This is a genomic window from Curtobacterium sp. VKM Ac-1376 (assembly GCF_015351025.1).
Classification (GTDB): Bacteria; Actinomycetota; Actinomycetes; order Actinomycetales; family Microbacteriaceae; genus Curtobacterium.
In genome coordinates, this window is the sequence record NZ_JADKRV010000001.1 from 350,104 (window position 1) to 365,035 (window position 14,932).

Consider the following 14,932-nt stretch of genomic DNA (forward strand, 5'->3'; position numbering starts at 1 on the left):
TCAGCGGTCGAACGCCGCCAACCGCTTCCGCAGTGCCCGCTCCAGGTACGGCTCGAGCGACGCCGCCCACGTCGCCGTGATGTGCGTCGTGTCACGGTAGACCAGGACGCCCCCGATGACCGCCGGGCAGGTGGTGTCGGTGCAGTAGTGGTCGGACAGGTCGATCACCGCCGCCTGCCCACCGGCTGCCCGGAACGCGGCGACCGCCTCGACCGACGAGTCGGTGGTCCCGAGCGCCTCGGACCGCGGCTGGTCGCAGGCGTCGGTCGTCGGGCCGGACATCTTGCTCACGCAGGCGATGACGTCGGGCCGGGGGAGCGGATTGTCGCGGATCGCGATGACGGGGAGTTCGTCGCCGGCCGCCTGCTCCCACGCGTCCACCAGGCCGTTCCGGGTGGCGATGTCGCGAGCCTTCCCGGCGGGCAGACTGACCGGCATCTGGGTGGCGGAGTGGGTGACGACGAGGGCGTCGGCGTCGCGGTGCTCGCGGACGTAGTCGATCGCGGCGTGCTTCCAGGCGTTGCACCCGCGCATCGACTCGTCGTTGACGGCGTCCTGCTGGGCGGTGGTGAGGTAGCAGCCACCGATGCCGGCCAGGTCGATGCGCCAGCCGTTGTCGTCCGCGATCTTCTCGTAGGCACCCAGCAGGGCGTTGCTGTGGGAGTCGCCGACGACGATGAGGTGCTTGGACCAGCCGGTCGCCTTCCCGAGGACGCAGGTCCGGAAGGCGCCGTTCCAGCACTCGGCGCGGTTGTCGTCGTCGTCCTCGGCTGCGGCGGGGGCCGGCACCCGCACGTCGGCGAGCTCGGGGTCGATGCACGGGTCGTCCGAACCGATCCTGGCCGCGGCGCCGAAGCAGGACTCGTCCTGCTCAGCGGTGATCTGCTCGGTCACCGTCGTCGCGTCGACCTGCTGCACGTAGACGGCCGTCAGGGTGGCGGCCCCGAGCGTCACGACCGTGAACGTGCAGATGACGCCGAGGGAGACGACCCCCCGCGGCTGCAGGTCGCGGAGCCAGGTGGAGAACCTGACCGGCTCCTCGAACCAGATCGTCGTCACCGCCGCCAGGCCGACCGCGACGAGCAGGACCGCGGTGCTGGTGGCCCAGCCGAGCGGGCGGCCGAGCATGATCGGCAGGATCACGATGAACGGCCAGTGCCAGAGGTACAGGGCGTACGAGATCCGGCCGAGGAACGCCACGGGCCGGAGCGCGCCCACGTCCTCGAACTCGGTGCCCGCGCCGAACAGCACGACGAGGGTCGCGCCGCCGACCGGCAGCAGGGCCGCGATGCCGGGGAACGCGGTGTCCGGTGTGATGACGACGAGCGACAGCGCGAGGGCCACGACGCCGATGCCGGTCGCCACGAGTCGCACCCTGCGGGCGACCTCGGTGCGGACCTCGGGCAGGTGCACGGTGGCGGCGAGCCCGCCGAGCGCGAACTCCCACGCCCGGGTGCCGGTGGAGAAGTAGGCGACGCCGGGGTTCGTGGCCGTCTGCACGATGCTCCAGACGAGCGACACGACGACGACCGCGCCGAGCAGCAGCCGTGCGGTGACCAGGGGGGAGAGCCGACGGCGTCGGCCGAGCGCGGCCAGCCCGAGCAGCAGGAGCGGGAGGAGGATGTAGAACTGCTCCTCGACCGACAGCGACCAGAAGTGCTGGAACGGCGAGGGGGCGTCGGCCGAGGCCAGGTAGTCGACGGCGTTCGCCGCCAGCTCCCAGTTCTGCAGGTACACCGTCGAGGCGATCAGCTCGCGCCCGTACTGCCCCCACAGGGCACTCGGCACGGCGACCAGGACGGCGATGCCGGTCACGACGATCGTCAGGAACGCGGCGGGCAGCAGGCGTTTCGCCCGCCGCGACCAGAACCGGCCGAGCCGGATGGAGCCGGTCGCCACGTGCTCGCCCAGCAGGAGCCCGGTGATGAGGAAGCCGGAGATCACGAAGAAGACATCGACGCCGACGAATCCGCCGTGCAGGGCGCCGGGCCACAGGTGGTAGACGACCACCGCGAGCACGGCGAACGCACGGAGGCCCTGGATGTCCCACCGCGTCGTGTCGCGCGCGCGGTGCGCGGGGCCCCGCTCGCCCGACGTTGCAGTTCTCACTGCGTCGATCCTAGGAGACCGGCTCGCCTTGGCGGGGCACGACGGACGGGATGCCCGTGGCGGTGTCGCCACCGCTCCCTCGCGGGCTCGGTCGGCGCGCCCCGCATGCCGCTGGCGCGTCATCGCGGAGCGGGGCGCGCCCGTCCGGTCTGTCGGTGCGTCGACTACGCGACGGTGGCGCGCGCCTCGGCCAGCGACGGGTAGTCGGTGTAGCCCTCGGCGGTCGCGCCGTAGAAGAGCTCCGGACGCGGCTCGTTGAGCTCGGCGTCGTGCTCCCAGCGGTGGGCGAGATCGGGGTTGGCGATGGCTGCGCGGCCCACCGCGACGGCGTCGGCGTGGCCGCCCTCGACGATGGCGATCGCCTCGTCGCGGGTGGTGAGCGACGAGAAGCCCGAGTTCACGACGAAGGGTGCGCCCGCGGTGCGGCGGACGTGCTGCACCAGGTCACCGGTCGGCTCGGCGTGCAGGACGTCGACGAAGGCGAGGCCGAGCGGCGCGAGGCCCTCGGCGATCGCCGTGTACGTGGCGCGGACGTCGTCGGCGTCGTCCTCGATGACGCCCTGGATCCCGTGCTCGGGCGACAGGCGGATGCCGGTGCGGTCGGCGCCGATGGCCTCGGCGATGGCCGTGGTGACCTCGATCGCGAAGCGCGCGCGGTTCTCGGGGGAGCCGCCGTACTGGTCGGTGCGGGTGTTCGACACCGGCGACATGAACTCGTGCACCAGGTAGCCGTTGGCGCCGTGGACCTCGACGCCGTCCATGCCGGCGGCGATCGCGTTCCGGGCGGACTGGACGAACTCCTGCACGGCGTCCTGCACCTCGGCGGTGGCCAGTTCGTGCGGCACCGGCATGTCAACCTTCGAGCCGTCGGCCAGGTGCGTCTGCCCGGGAGCGGCGATGGCGGACGGGGCGACGATGCGCGGGGTCTGCGAGATCTCGGTGTGCGAGACGCGGCCGCCGTGCATGAGCTGCATGACGATCGTGCCGCCGGCGGCGTGCACGGCGTCGGTCACGCGGCGCCAGCCGGCGATCTGCTCGTCGGTCTCGATGCCGGGCTGGCCCGGGTACGAGCGGCCCTCCTGCACGGGCCAGGTGCCCTCGGTGATGATCATGCCGAGGCCGGCGCGCTGCCGGTAGTGCTCGACGAGCAGGTCGTTGGGGACCCCGTGCTCGCCGGCGCGGGTGCGCGTGAGCGGGGCCATGACGATGCGGTTCGACAGGGACAGGGCGCCGAGGGTGGCGGGTTCGAAGAGCTTCACGTCAGGGCGAACGACGAGTTGTCCGATGCAATTCCGCCTCGGAGCAGTTCTTCAGGCTGACAGCTCAGTCGCGCGGGCACACCAGCGTCGACGAGCGCACCTGCCCTTCCGGGCGGATCACCTGGTGCAGCGAGAGCGGCTTGCCGCACAGCGGGCAACCGCGGTCGATCGTGCGGTCGTCGACGCCCTCGGGGTGGCCGGCGCCGATCTGCGAGGGGCCCATCTTGTCGATGAGCGTGGTGTTCCACCGTTGGTACCAGTGTCCGAAGCGTCCCACGGTGCGTCCTTTCGTTCGTGCACGAACCATTATTGCACTGAAGATCGCGGATCACACCTGGTCGACGCGGTCCAACAGTTCGGTGAGCTCGTCCTTCAGGGCCTCGAGCCGGACGAGGGGCCACCCCAGCCGGTCGGCGACGGCCAGAGGGACCGCCTCGGCCCGGTCGCGCAGGGCGTGCCCGGCCGTGGTGAGGGACACCTCGAGCTGGCGTTCGTCTGCGGCGCTGCGGGTCCGGCGGACGTACCCGGAGGCCTCCAGGCGCTTGAGCAGTGGGCTCAGGGTGGCTGAGTCGAGCCGGAGTTCGCCGGCGATCTCGCGCACCGACCGTTGGTCCCGCTCCCACAGGGCGAGCATCACGAGGTACTGCGGGTGCGTCAGGCCCATCGGCTCGAGCAGGTCGCGGTACAGCCCGATGACGCTGCGGCTGGTCGCCGCCAGGGCGAAGCAGAGCTGCCGGTCGAGCGCGAGCGGGTCCGGTGCGGTCTCGGTCATGCGCCCAGGATACCGTTCGTGCACGAAGTGGCGTGTCGCCGGGTGCGGGCGGCGCTTCGATGCGCGTGCACCTTCCGACGGAACGCCGGTCGATCGACGCGTGCTTCGTCGTCCCTTGCGTGTACATCCTCTGCGTGCGCGTGCTCCCGGTGAGCGGGCGGCGGGCGCAACGGCCTGGAGGCCCGGTGCCGGTCTCGTGGACCGGCACCGGGCCTCCAGGCTGGGTGCGTCGACTACGCGCGGTGCGCGGGCGGGTGCCCCGAGTCGTGCGCGTGCGCGTCCGGCTCCACCGGGAGTGCGTGCGTGCCGGTGTGGGCGTCCTCGTGCCCGGCGGCGGGGTGGGTGCGCTCGAGCTTCGCGCCCTCCACGTCCACGTCCGGCACGATCCGGTCGAGCCACTTCGGGAACCACCAGGCGCTCTTGCCGAGCAGGTGCATCGCAGCCGGGATCAGCAGCATGCGGACGATGAACGCGTCGACGAGCACGCCGAAGGCCAGGCCGAAACCGATCGGCTTGATGGTCGAGGACTCCGAGAAGATGAAGCCCGCGAACACCGAGATCATGATGATCGCCGCCGCCGTGACCACCGCGCGACCGGCGTGCAGACCGCGCTGGACCGCCACCTTGGCGCTCGCGCCGTGGGCGTAGGCCTCTCGCATGCCGGACACCAGGAACAGCTGGTAGTCCATCGCGAGCCCGAACAGGATGCCGATCTCGATGATCGGCAGGAAGCTCAGGATCGGTGCCGGGTCGTGCACGCCGAACACCGAGCCCAGCCAGCCCCACTGGTAGATGGCCGTCAGGCCGCCGAAGGACGCCAGGACGGACAGGATGAAGCCCGCCGTCGCGGTGATCGGGACGAGGAACGACCGGAACACGATGATCAGGATGATGAGCGACAGGCCGACGACCACCACGAGGTAGAGCGGCAGCACGTTCGACAGCTTCTCGGACACGTCGATGTTCGCGGACGCGTTGCCGGCGACGCCGAGGGTGACCCTGCCGTCGTCGGTCGAGACGGTCTGCTCGCGCAGGTCCTTGACCACGTTCTCGGTGGAGACGCTGTCCGGACCGCCGGCGGGCTTCACCTGGAAGGCGATGATGTCGCGGTCCTTCGACGCACCGATGGGCAGCACGGCCCTGACGTCGTCGTTCTTCGCGATCGCCTTGCCGATGGTGACCTCGGTGGCGGTGACGTCGCTCTTGCTGATCGACTCCGGCAGCGTCGCGACGACGAGCAGCGGGCCGTTCTGCCCGGCGCCGAACTCCTTCTCGAGCGTCTTGTAGGCCTTGTACTGGCTGGAGTCGACGGCCTCCGACGAGCCGGAGGGCAGGCCGAGGCGCATCTGGGTCGCCGGGAGGGCGACGGTACCGAGCACGGCGACGCCGGCGACGAGCGTGACGACGGCGCGCCAGGTCGACATCGGCTTGTTCGGGACGCGCGTCGAACCGGTGTTGCCGATCTTCGTGCGCTCCTTCTTCCGCAGGATCCGCATGCCGATGAGCGACAGCAGCGCCGGTGCGAAGGACGTGGCGATGAGGATCGCGAAGAACACCGCGACGGCACCCACCGTGCCCATCAGCCCGAGGAACGGGATGCCGGTGATGTTGAGCGCGAGCAGCGCCACGATGACGGTCGCTCCCGCGAAGACCACGGCGTTGCCGGACGTGCCGTTGGCCAGCCCGATCGACTCGGGGACGGCCATGCCCTGCTTCAGCTGGGTCCGGTGTCGGTTCAGGATGAAGAGCGAGTAGTCGATGCCGACCGCCAGGCCCAGCATCACCCCCAGCACCGGCGTGACCGAGATGAACTCGACCAGGCTCGAGAACGACAGGGCGGCGAGCGAGGCCACCCCGACGCCGAGGACGGCGCTGATGAGCGGCACCGCGGCACCGATGACCGTGCGGAGCATCAGGAGCAGCACGACGGCCGCGATGATGACACCGGCGATCTCACCCGGGCCGAGGATCGACGGGACGCCCTGGGCGATGTCGTTCGACACGTACACGTTCACACCGTCGATGTCGGCCGACTCGGCGTCGTCCGCGATCGCGGTCTTCGTGTCGGCGGGGACCTCGTAGGTCGACTTCGTGAACTGCACGGTGCCGATCGCGGCGCTGCCGTTGTTCGACACGAAGCGGACGTCCTTCGACAGGTCGAGGAGCTCCGAGCCCTGCTCCAGCTCCTGTTCGCTGTCGTCGAGCTTCTGCTTGTTCGCGTCGATGGTCTTCTGGGCGGCAGCGATCTGCTGCTCACCGGCGTCGATCTGCGCCTGCTGGGCGTCGATCTGCGCCTGCGCCTGCTGGAGCTGTGCCGCCGCGGCCTGTGCCTGCGCGGCCGACGCCGCTGCACCGCTGGCTGCACCGGCGGCCTCGGCCTGTGCCTTCTGCGCGTCGAGCTGCGCCTGGGCGTCCTTGATCTGCTGCTTGCCGGACTCCAGCTCGGTCTTCTGCGCGTCGAGCTGCTGCTGTCCGCTCTCGATCTCGTCACGACCGGACTCGATCTGCTCGCGGCCGTCGACGATCTTCTGTCGCTGGTCGTCGAGCTGCTGCTGCGTGTCGAAGCCGCTCGTCGTGCCCTTGACGCCGTCGAGCTCCTCGAGGCTCGTCAGGAAGTCGTCGATCTCGGACTGCTGCGACGACGAGAACGCCTTGCCGTCCTTCGTCTCGAAGACGATGGTGCCGTTGCCGCCGTTCGCCGACGGGAACTTGTCGGCGAGCTGGTCCTGCACCTGACTGGTCTTGGTGTTCGGGATCGTGATCGACGACGAGATCGTGCCGGCGAAGAGCGTGTAGGTGACGCCCGCGACGGCCATGACCACGACCCAGGTGATGATCACGAGCCAGTGGCGTCGTGCGGAGAACCGTCCGAGACGGTAGAGGAGACCGGCCATGCGGTTGCCTGCGTTCCTTTCGTTGTCAGGTGCTGGTGGTGCGGGGTGCGCCGGTGGACCCCTGGGGGATGAGGAGTGTCAGTCGTCGGCCATGTAGCCGCTGCGGACGCTGTGCACGAGTCGTGCGAGCAGGTCGTCCCACGCGGTGAGGGCCGGCCGGTCGAGTTCTGGGCCGGACGTGGCCAGCCAGTGCTCCGCGATGACGACGATGCCGCTCATGAGCGACTCGACGAGCAGCGCCGCGTCGAGTGGGTCGGCGGCCGGGTAGCGCCGGGCGACCTCGCCCCGGAGCCGTTCGGTCACGCGCGAGAAGGCCGTCTGCGTCAGGACGGCGCCCTTCGGGTCGTCCTTGCCCGGGTCGCCGAGGATCCGGTACATGCTCGCGATCGCGGGGGCCAGGTCTGCACCGCGCGCCGCGGACTCGAGCTCGTCGAACATCGACGCCCGGCTGCCGTCGCCGACCGGGGTGCGGGCCATGTCGGCGAGGAACCGGTCGATGATGACGGACAGTTCCTGCTCGCACACGGCCAGCAGGACCTCGTCGAGGGAGGCGAAGTGGTTGAACACGGTGCGCCGGGCGATGTCGGCCCGGGTGGCGAGGTCGTCGACGCTGAAGTCGCGGCCGCCGCGCTCGTCGATCAGGTCGCGCGCGGCCTGCAGGATCGCTGCGCGGTGCTTCGCCTTGAGGGCAGCTCGGCGATCGGTCGCGATGGTCACGAGGAGGAACACTAGGTGCATCGATGCACTCGGTGCAACGAGACTGGGTGCTTCCCCAGGTTCGTCCCCCGATGCAGAACCACTGTGCTGAACACCTGTTCTTCGGTGGGGACCGGGTGTCAGACTGGACGGACGATCCGCAGCACGACCCGCCGCACCCCCCCCGCCGTACGAAGGAGTACCCGATGCCCGTCCGCCTGTCCCCGGAGACCCTCGACGAGATCGCCGCGAGCGGTGTCGCCGTCCCCACCTACGAGCGTGACGGCGTCATCGCCGGCATCGTCCACTTCGGCGTCGGCGGCTTCCACCGCGCCCACCAGGCGATGGTGATCGACCGGCTCCTGCAGCGGGGCGAGGCCCGCGAGTACGGCATCTGCGGGGTCGGTGTGCTCGAGCAGGACCGCCGGATGGCGACCGCGATGGCGGAGCAGGGCGGCCTGTACACACTCGTCCTGAAGCACCCGGACGGTAGCCGAGAATCCCGCGTCATCGGCAGCATCGTCGACTACCTGCTCGCCGTCGACGAGCCCGACGCGGTCGTCGAGAAGATGGCGCACCCGGACACCAGGATCGTCAGCCTCACCATCACCGAGGGCGGCTACAACTTCGACCACGTCACCGGCGAGTTCGTCGCCGACGAGCCCGGCGTCGCCGCCGACCTGCGCGGTGACGGCCCGCCGCGCACCGTCTTCGGCCTGGTGGTCGAGGCACTGCGTCGACGACGCGACCGCGGACTCGACCCCTTCACCGTGATGTCCTGCGACAACATCCAGGGCAACGGGCACGTCGCCCGCGCGATGTTCACCGCGTACGCCCGGCTGCAGGACCCGGCCTTCGCCGACTGGATGGACGAGCACGTGTCGTTCCCGAACTCGATGGTCGACCGGATCACCCCGGTCACCGCCGACGAGGACCGCGCCTGGGTCCGCGACGAGCTCGGCATCGACGAGGCCTGGCCCGTCGTCGCCGAGCCGTTCTTCCAGTGGGTGCTCGAGGACGACCACCCCGCCGGCCGACCGCCGTACGAGCGGGCCGACGTGCAGCTCGTCGACGACGTGGAGCCGTACGAGCTCATGAAGCTCCGGCTCCTCAACGCCAGCCACCAGGGGCTCTGCTACTTCGGGTACCTGTCCGGGTACCGCTACGCGCACGAGGCCACGCAGGACCCGGCGATCGCGACCTTCCTGCGCCGCTACATGGACGAAGAGGGATCACCGACGCTGCACCCGGTGCCCGGCATCGACCTCGAGGACTACAAGGCCACCCTGATCGAGCGCTTCCAGAACCCCGAGGTCCGCGACACCCTCGCCCGTCTCTGCGCCGAGTCGAGCGACCGGATCCCGAAGTGGCTGCTCCCCGTGGTGCGCGAGAACCTGGCCGCCGACCGTCCCGTCACCCTGTCCGCGGGCATCGTCGCGTCGTGGGCACGATACGACGAGGGCACCGACGAGGCTGGCGATCCCATCGAGATCGTCGACCGGCTCGCCGAGCCGCTGCACCGCATCGCACTCACCCAGCGCGAGGACCGGCTCGCCTTCATCGCCAACCGCCAGGTCTTCGGTGACCTGGTCGACGACGAACGGTTCGTCGCCGCGTACCGCGACGCGCTCGACGGGCTCATCGCCGACGGCGCGCACGCAACCGTCGAGCGTCTGTCGCGGTCCTGATACGCGGCGGACGGGAGGCCCGTGGGGACGCCGCCACCCTCCCTCGCGAGCTCGGTCGGCGCGTACCGTATTGGGCTCGTGGCAGCGGCGACGCGGGCGGCCGTGACGGCGCTGTCGGACTGACGCCGCTGTCGGACCGACGCCGCACCGTCGGAGGTGCTCAGCGGAGCGTGCTCGCCCAGCGCCCGACGGCGTCGTACGCCTGTTCCCGCACGTCCGGCGCGGACAGCACCACGTCGTGCAGCGCGCCCGAGAGTCGACGGACGGTGACCTCGTCGCCGAGGGACAGCGCTCGGTGTGCCACGGTGTCGACGTTCAGGGCGACGTCCGCGTGGGCCATCCCCGGGTCCCACCGCGGCTGGAGCATGCTCTTGTCGCTCAGCATCACGAGGACGGGGACCGCGATGCCGAGCCCCTTCTCGACCTGCGCCTGCCCGTCGAACACGGCGGCGAGCCAACCCGGGTGCAGCGGGAAGCCGCGCTCCGGGCGCCACTGCTGGTCGTACGTCCACGAGCCCTCGCCCTCGGCGGAGACCGTGCGGGTGTAGAAGCCCGGGTCGACGGCGGGGATCGGCGCGAGCGGGTTCCGGCGAGCACCGAGCTTGATGACCGGTGCGACGATCGCCCGACCGACGGCGGTGGCCTGGAACTCGAGCCAGGGGCTGTTCAGCACCAGGCCGTGCACGAGACCCGGGTGCCGGGCCGCCCAGAGCGACAGGGTCAGGCCGCCCGTGGAGTGGCCCATCGGGACGAGTCGACGGTTGGAGGAGTCGGGGTGCTCGGCGGAGATCGCGTCGAGTGCGGCGGCGATGTCCTCGTCGTACACGGCCAGGTCGTCGACGTTGCCGGGAGTCTGGTGCGGTCGGAGGCTCCGGCCGTACTTCCGCAGGTCGAGCGCGTGGAACCGGGCGCCGAGCCGTTCGAGCCGTTCGGCGAGCTCGACCTGGAAGAAGTAGTCCGACCACCCGTGCACGTACAGCACATCGACGCCGTGCAGGGGCCCGCGACCGTGCAGCAGCATGTCGGTCGGGGTGTGCCGGCGGCGGACCAGGGTGGCGACGACGGGGCCCTCGGAGTCGGTGCCGAGCGGCAGCTCCAGCCGCTCGTACGGCGCTCCGAGCACGTCCTCGTGCCACCCCCGGTCCGTCATGCGCCGAGCGTATCCGGCGCGGCTGCGGGTGGTGGTGGTGCTGCGGCTCACTCCGCCAGGACCACGACCTTGCCGGTGACGCGTCCCGCGCTCGCCTCGGCGTGCAGGGCGGGCAGCTCGTCGAGTGTGATGCGCCGCGTGCCCTCCACGGTGAGCGCCCCGGCGTCGACCAGGGACACCAGTTCCGTCAGCCGCTCACGGTTCCGGAGGACGAACACCGTCGCCGCACGGACCCCTCGGGTCTCGTCGCCCGGGGTGGCCATGAACGCGGTGGTGCTGACGACCGCGCCGCCGTCCCGCACGAGCGAGACGAGCGCTGCGAACTCCTCGGGGTCGATCGGCGCCAGGTTGAGGAGCACGTCGACGGGTTCGGTCACGGCGGTCTGGACGTCGGTCGTGGTGTGGTCGATCACCTCGTCCGCCCCGGCTGCCCGGACCGCGCCGATGCTGCGCGGGCTGGCCGTCGCGGTGACGTGCACCCCGGCCCGGACCGCCAGCTGGATCGCGTACTTGCCGACCACGCCGCCGGCGCCCACGATCAGCACCCGCTGGCCCGCCTCGAGCCGACCGTCGTCGAACAGGGCCTGCCAGGCGGTGAGGGCAACCGAGGGCAGTCCCGCGGCGTCGGCCAGCGGGATGCTCGTCGGCGCCGCGACGACGGCGTCGGCCGGGGCGATGACGTACTCGGCAGCCCCGCCGTCGCGTTCCATCGGCAGGAACGCGATGACCGCGTCGCCCACGGTGAGTCCGTCGACGCCCTCGCCGAGCGCGTCGACGGTGCCGGAGACGTCGTAGCCCGGCACGTGCGGCAGCTCGATCGGGATCGGCAGGAACCCCGCCCGCATGCCGTTGTCCGCTGCGCTGAACGCCGAGGCGGCGACGCGGAGTCGCACCTGCCCGGCTTCCGGAGCGGGGGTCTCGACGTCCTCGATGCGGAGCACCTCGGGACCGCCGACCTCGTGGAACCGTGCTGCCTTCATGATCGTGCCTCTCGTCGGGTGGTGCTGATGTGCTTCGACTTCGAAGCAACTGCTGCCGACGCTAGCACTGTTTCGAACTCGAAGCAACGGGTAGGATGGATCCCATGACCGACGTGCCGAACTCCGTGTCCCCGACGCAGCTCGCGGCGTACTTCGCCTTCACCGAGGTGAGTGGCCTGCTCCGCCACGGCATCGAGCAGCAGCTGCGCGACGTCGGCGGACTCAGCTACGTGCAGTTCCACGTGCTCGCGCGGCTCGGCGACGCCCCGGGTGGGCAGCAGCGGATGACCGACCTGGCCGACGGGGTCGTCTACAGCCGGAGCGGACTGACCTACCAGGCGCAGTTGCTCGACCAGCGCGGGCTCGTCACGCGTGGCCCGTCACCCGACGACGAGCGCAGCACCGTCGTCACGATCACCGAGGCCGGCCGGGCAGCGCTCGCTGAGGTGTTCCCCGGGCACATCGAGACGCTGCACAGCCTGCTGTTCGCGACGATGTCGGACGCCGACGTCGACGACCTCGCACGAATCCTCGGCGGTGCTGCCGAGCACCTCCGCGCGAACCCACCGCGCTCAGCGAGCACGCGCCGGCGCGGCTGACGGCGTGGCGTGCGGATGCACTAGCTCCGGGGCGCGCGCACCAGGTAGAGGGTCACGGCACCGACGACGATCGACGCGATGATCAGCGCCCATGCGAGCACGATCACCGGGCCGTCCCAGGGTGTGAACAGCAACCCGACGCCCGCCACGAGCGCGACGGCTGCGGCGATGAGTGCGAGGCGGTGCGGTCGTACCGGAGCGGTGCGTGTCACGGGTCTCACCGTACGCGCTCGGTCTGGGTGCGGGGCGGCCGGGCGCTCAGGCCCGCAGCCTCGCCGCGCGCCTCGTGACCGCCGCCGCGACGAGTGCGGCGACCCCGAGCACGAGGCCGATCGCGCCGAACAGCGCGCCGAGCAACATCAGGACCCCGGCACCGATGTTGACCCCGCCCTCGCCCGAGTCGTCCGCGATCGCGTACCCGCCGAGGAACGCCGACAGGAAGGCCACGACGAGGAACGCCGTGCAGAGGATGTGCAGGACGCGGGGCGCTACCGGGGCCATGCCGTCTCGTTCCGTGGTGGAGGGGGTACCGGATCGTAGCGCGGTGTCGCGGCGCCGACCGACCCCGGCACTTTCCCAGCGGACACGACGGTGTTCTGCGGCGAAGTCCCGGCGACCGCCCGAGCAGGACTGGGACGCTCCTCGGACCGCGCCGCTGGTGGCGCGACGAGGGGGAACGACGACGATGACGATGAGACGTGCAGGGGGAGCCACGCTCGGCTTCGTGGGCGGCAGTGTGCTCGCGGGCCTGATGGTGAGCGTCGGGGTGACACCGGTGATCGCGGTCGCCGGCGTCGGAACGACCTCGGCGATCGGGGTGTTCGAGTCGCTGCCCGAGAACATCGAGATCGGTGATCTGCCGCAGCGCAACCAGATCTGGGCGTACCGCAGTGGCGAGCCCGTGCACCTGGCGAACGTGTGGGACCAGGACCGGCAGGAGCTGACGCTCGAGCAGATCAGCGACGAGCTGGAGCACGCAGCGGTCGACGGTGAGGACAAGCGGTTCTACGAGACCGGCGGCGTGGACGCGACGTCGGTCGTCCGGTCGCTCGTCGGCGTGGCCGCATCTGGCGGCGAGGGCGGCTCGGGCGGGTCGACGCTGACGATGCAGCTCGTCCGGAACATCAAGATCCAGCAGGCGAGCGAACTGCCCACCGCCGAGGAGCGCGAGGCCGCGTACAAGGAGGCGACCCGGCGGACACCGCAGCGGAAGCTCGCCGAGATGAAGCTCGCGATCAGCCTGGCGAAGCAGTACACGAAGCAGCAGATCCTGGCGGCGTACCTGAACATCGCCTACTTCGGCGACCAGACCTACGGCGTGCAGTCGGCGGCGCAGCACTACTACGGCAAGTCGGCGACCGACCTGACCCCGGCCGAGGCGGCGTCCCTCATCGCGATCGTGCAGTGGCCGGAGCGACGGGACCTGTCGACGCCGGACCACCACCGCGACAACGCCGCCCGGCGGAACGTCATCCTGCGGTCGATGCACGAGCAGGGGCACCTGTCGACCGAGGAGTACCGCACGGCTCGACTGTCCCGCGTCGCCGACTCCGTCCACCTGACGGCACCGGAGCAGGGGTGCGAGGCGGTCGAGATGGGCGCGGAGTTCTTCTGCGACCACGCGACGACCATCGCCGAGCGGCTCCCGCAACTCGGTGCGACGAAGCAGCAGCGGGCGGACGCCTGGCGTACCGGCGGGTACCGGATCCAGACCACGCTCGACCTCGACCTGAACGCGGAGCAGAAGCAGCTGCTCGATCAGTACGACCCGAAGACCGAGACGCGGCTGGCGCTCGGGGCGACGCTCAACACCGTCGAGGCGGGGACCGGGCGGGTGCTCACGATGGCGCAGAACACCGACTACGACCGGTCGGTGCAGGCGCCCCGGACCGCGACCTCGCTGAACTACGCGACCGACGAGGCGGACGGCAGCTCGACCGGGTTCCAGACCGGGTCGACCTACAAGATGTTCACGCTGCTCGCGTGGATCGAGGCCGGCCGGAGCCCGGACACGGTCGTCAACGGCACACCGCACCCGCACAGCGAGTGGACCGCCTGCGGCGAACCAGCGTCCGCGTTCTGGCAGCCGAAGAACGACTCACCCGGTCAGCGCGGTCCGTACTCGGTGCGTGCGGCGACGGCGCAGTCGGTGAACGCCGCCTACCAGTCGATGGCCGAGCAGCTCGACCTCTGCGACATCCGCGACGTGGCGAAGCGGCTCGGCGTGCACCTGGCGAGCGGCGGCGAGCTGCCCTGGAACCCGGCGTCCCTGCTCGGGACCGAGAGCATCGCGCCGCTGACGATGGCATCGGCGTACGCCGGCATCGCGAACGGCGGACGCTTCTGCGCGCCGGTGGTCGTCGACCAGGTGATCGCTCCAGACGGTGAGGAGCTCGGCGGGCAGCCGCGCACCTGCTCGCAGGCGGTGTCCCCGCAGACCGCGGCCACCGCGTTCGACGTCATGCAGGGCGCGTTCCGGGGCGGCACGGCGAGCGGTGGGCAGACCCCGGACGGTGCGACCCTGTTCGGCAAGACCGGCACCACGGACGCGGCCGACCAGGTGTGGCTGGTGGGCGGGACCTCGCGTGCGGTCACGGCCTACTGGCAGGGCAACACGGACGGCGCGAAGCACAACCTGCGGTCGTTCTCCAACGGCCAGGGTGGCACCTACGCGGGATCGCGCGCGGCCGTCTGGCGCGAGGCGCAGACGGCGGTGAACGCCGCGCTGCCGGTCGGCTGACGGCCCGGAACGCGACCACGAACGGACCGGAGGCGCAGTGCCAGC

13 protein-coding genes are annotated in these 14,932 nt (G+C 71.0%); 3 read left to right on the forward strand and 10 right to left on the reverse strand.

Annotation, left to right across the window (positions count from 1 at the left end):
• From ITJ56_RS01715 to ITJ56_RS01740, 6 genes are all read right to left on the reverse strand, one after another.
• Positions 1 to 2,109: an acyltransferase family protein gene (locus ITJ56_RS01715; protein ID WP_194626902.1), complete on the reverse strand. Its 2,109-nt coding sequence runs from the start codon at positions 2,107 to 2,109 to the stop codon at positions 1 to 3.
• A 164-nt stretch (positions 2,110 to 2,273) separates the two neighbouring features.
• The gene (locus tag ITJ56_RS01720) at positions 2,274 to 3,368 is read right to left on the reverse strand and encodes an alkene reductase (RefSeq protein WP_194626904.1); all 1,095 of its coding nucleotides are present in this window, start codon (positions 3,366 to 3,368) and stop codon (positions 2,274 to 2,276) included.
• A 64-nt stretch (positions 3,369 to 3,432) separates the two neighbouring features.
• Positions 3,433 to 3,645 carry a hypothetical protein gene (locus ITJ56_RS01725; RefSeq protein WP_194626906.1) on the reverse strand — a complete coding sequence of 71 codons (213 nt, stop codon included), beginning with the start codon at positions 3,643 to 3,645 and terminating at the stop codon, positions 3,433 to 3,435.
• Positions 3,646 to 3,696: 51 nt separating this feature from the next.
• Positions 3,697 to 4,140, reverse strand: a complete 444-nt coding sequence (locus ITJ56_RS01730; protein WP_194626909.1) for a MarR family winged helix-turn-helix transcriptional regulator — start codon at positions 4,138 to 4,140, stop codon at positions 3,697 to 3,699.
• Positions 4,141 to 4,373: 233 nt separating this feature from the next.
• Positions 4,374 to 7,034, reverse strand: a complete 2,661-nt coding sequence (locus ITJ56_RS01735) for an MMPL family transporter (protein ID WP_194626912.1) — start codon at positions 7,032 to 7,034, stop codon at positions 4,374 to 4,376.
• Between the two features lie 78 nt (positions 7,035 to 7,112).
• Entirely contained in the window at positions 7,113 to 7,751 is a 639-nt protein-coding gene (locus ITJ56_RS01740; RefSeq protein ID WP_194626914.1) for a TetR/AcrR family transcriptional regulator, read from the reverse strand.
• Positions 7,752 to 7,936: 185 nt separating this feature from the next.
• Between ITJ56_RS01740 and ITJ56_RS01745 the strand changes: the two genes are divergently transcribed.
• A complete protein-coding gene (locus tag ITJ56_RS01745) occupies positions 7,937 to 9,418 on the forward strand; it encodes a mannitol dehydrogenase family protein (protein ID WP_194626916.1) in 1,482 nt (493 codons plus the stop codon).
• 160 nt (positions 9,419 to 9,578) lie between these two features.
• Here ITJ56_RS01745 and ITJ56_RS01750 read toward each other — a convergent pair whose 3' ends face one another.
• Both ITJ56_RS01750 and ITJ56_RS01755 read right to left on the reverse strand, forming a co-directional pair.
• The gene (locus ITJ56_RS01750) at positions 9,579 to 10,568 is read right to left on the reverse strand and encodes an alpha/beta hydrolase (RefSeq protein WP_194626918.1); all 990 of its coding nucleotides are present in this window, start codon (positions 10,566 to 10,568) and stop codon (positions 9,579 to 9,581) included.
• A gap of 47 nt (positions 10,569 to 10,615) precedes the next feature.
• On the reverse strand, positions 10,616 to 11,548 hold the full coding sequence (locus tag ITJ56_RS01755) for an NADP-dependent oxidoreductase (RefSeq protein WP_194626920.1): 933 nt from the start codon (positions 11,546 to 11,548) through the stop codon (positions 10,616 to 10,618).
• Positions 11,549 to 11,652: 104 nt separating this feature from the next.
• Between ITJ56_RS01755 and ITJ56_RS01760 the strand changes: the two genes are divergently transcribed.
• Positions 11,653 to 12,147, forward strand: coding sequence for a MarR family winged helix-turn-helix transcriptional regulator (locus ITJ56_RS01760; protein WP_194626929.1), 495 nt, complete (start codon positions 11,653 to 11,655; stop codon positions 12,145 to 12,147).
• A gap of 20 nt (positions 12,148 to 12,167) precedes the next feature.
• On the opposite strand, the gene ITJ56_RS01765 is transcribed toward ITJ56_RS01760, so the two are convergent.
• Complete coding sequence (locus ITJ56_RS01765) at positions 12,168 to 12,359, reverse strand: hypothetical protein (protein ID WP_194626931.1); 192 nt, start codon at positions 12,357 to 12,359, stop codon at positions 12,168 to 12,170.
• Between the two features lie 46 nt (positions 12,360 to 12,405).
• A complete protein-coding gene (locus tag ITJ56_RS01770) occupies positions 12,406 to 12,648 on the reverse strand; it encodes a hypothetical protein (protein WP_194626933.1) in 243 nt (80 codons plus the stop codon).
• 190 nt (positions 12,649 to 12,838) lie between these two features.
• On the opposite strand from ITJ56_RS01770, the gene ITJ56_RS01775 reads away from it, so the two are divergent.
• On the forward strand, positions 12,839 to 14,887 hold the full coding sequence (locus ITJ56_RS01775) for a transglycosylase domain-containing protein (protein ID WP_228516913.1): 2,049 nt from the start codon (positions 12,839 to 12,841) through the stop codon (positions 14,885 to 14,887).
• The last annotated feature ends 45 nt before the right edge of the window (positions 14,888 to 14,932 follow it).

Excerpts from the sequence above, each read along its gene's own strand:
- ITJ56_RS01735 (WP_194626912.1), bottom strand. The coding sequence starts at position 7,034 with ATGGCCGGTCTCCTCTACCGTCTCGGACGGTTCTCCGCACGACGCCAC.
- ITJ56_RS01750 (WP_194626918.1), bottom strand. The coding sequence starts at position 10,568 with ATGACGGACCGGGGGTGGCACGAGGACGTGCTCGGAGCGCCGTACGAG.
- ITJ56_RS01755 (WP_194626920.1), bottom strand. The coding sequence starts at position 11,548 with ATGAAGGCAGCACGGTTCCACGAGGTCGGCGGTCCCGAGGTGCTCCGC.
- ITJ56_RS01730 (WP_194626909.1), bottom strand. The coding sequence starts at position 4,140 with ATGACCGAGACCGCACCGGACCCGCTCGCGCTCGACCGGCAGCTCTGC.
- ITJ56_RS01745 (WP_194626916.1), top strand. The coding sequence starts at position 7,937 with ATGCCCGTCCGCCTGTCCCCGGAGACCCTCGACGAGATCGCCGCGAGC.
- ITJ56_RS01775 (WP_228516913.1), top strand. The coding sequence starts at position 12,839 with ATGAGACGTGCAGGGGGAGCCACGCTCGGCTTCGTGGGCGGCAGTGTG.
- ITJ56_RS01770 (WP_194626933.1), bottom strand. The coding sequence starts at position 12,648 with ATGGCCCCGGTAGCGCCCCGCGTCCTGCACATCCTCTGCACGGCGTTC.
- ITJ56_RS01760 (WP_194626929.1), top strand. The coding sequence starts at position 11,653 with ATGACCGACGTGCCGAACTCCGTGTCCCCGACGCAGCTCGCGGCGTAC.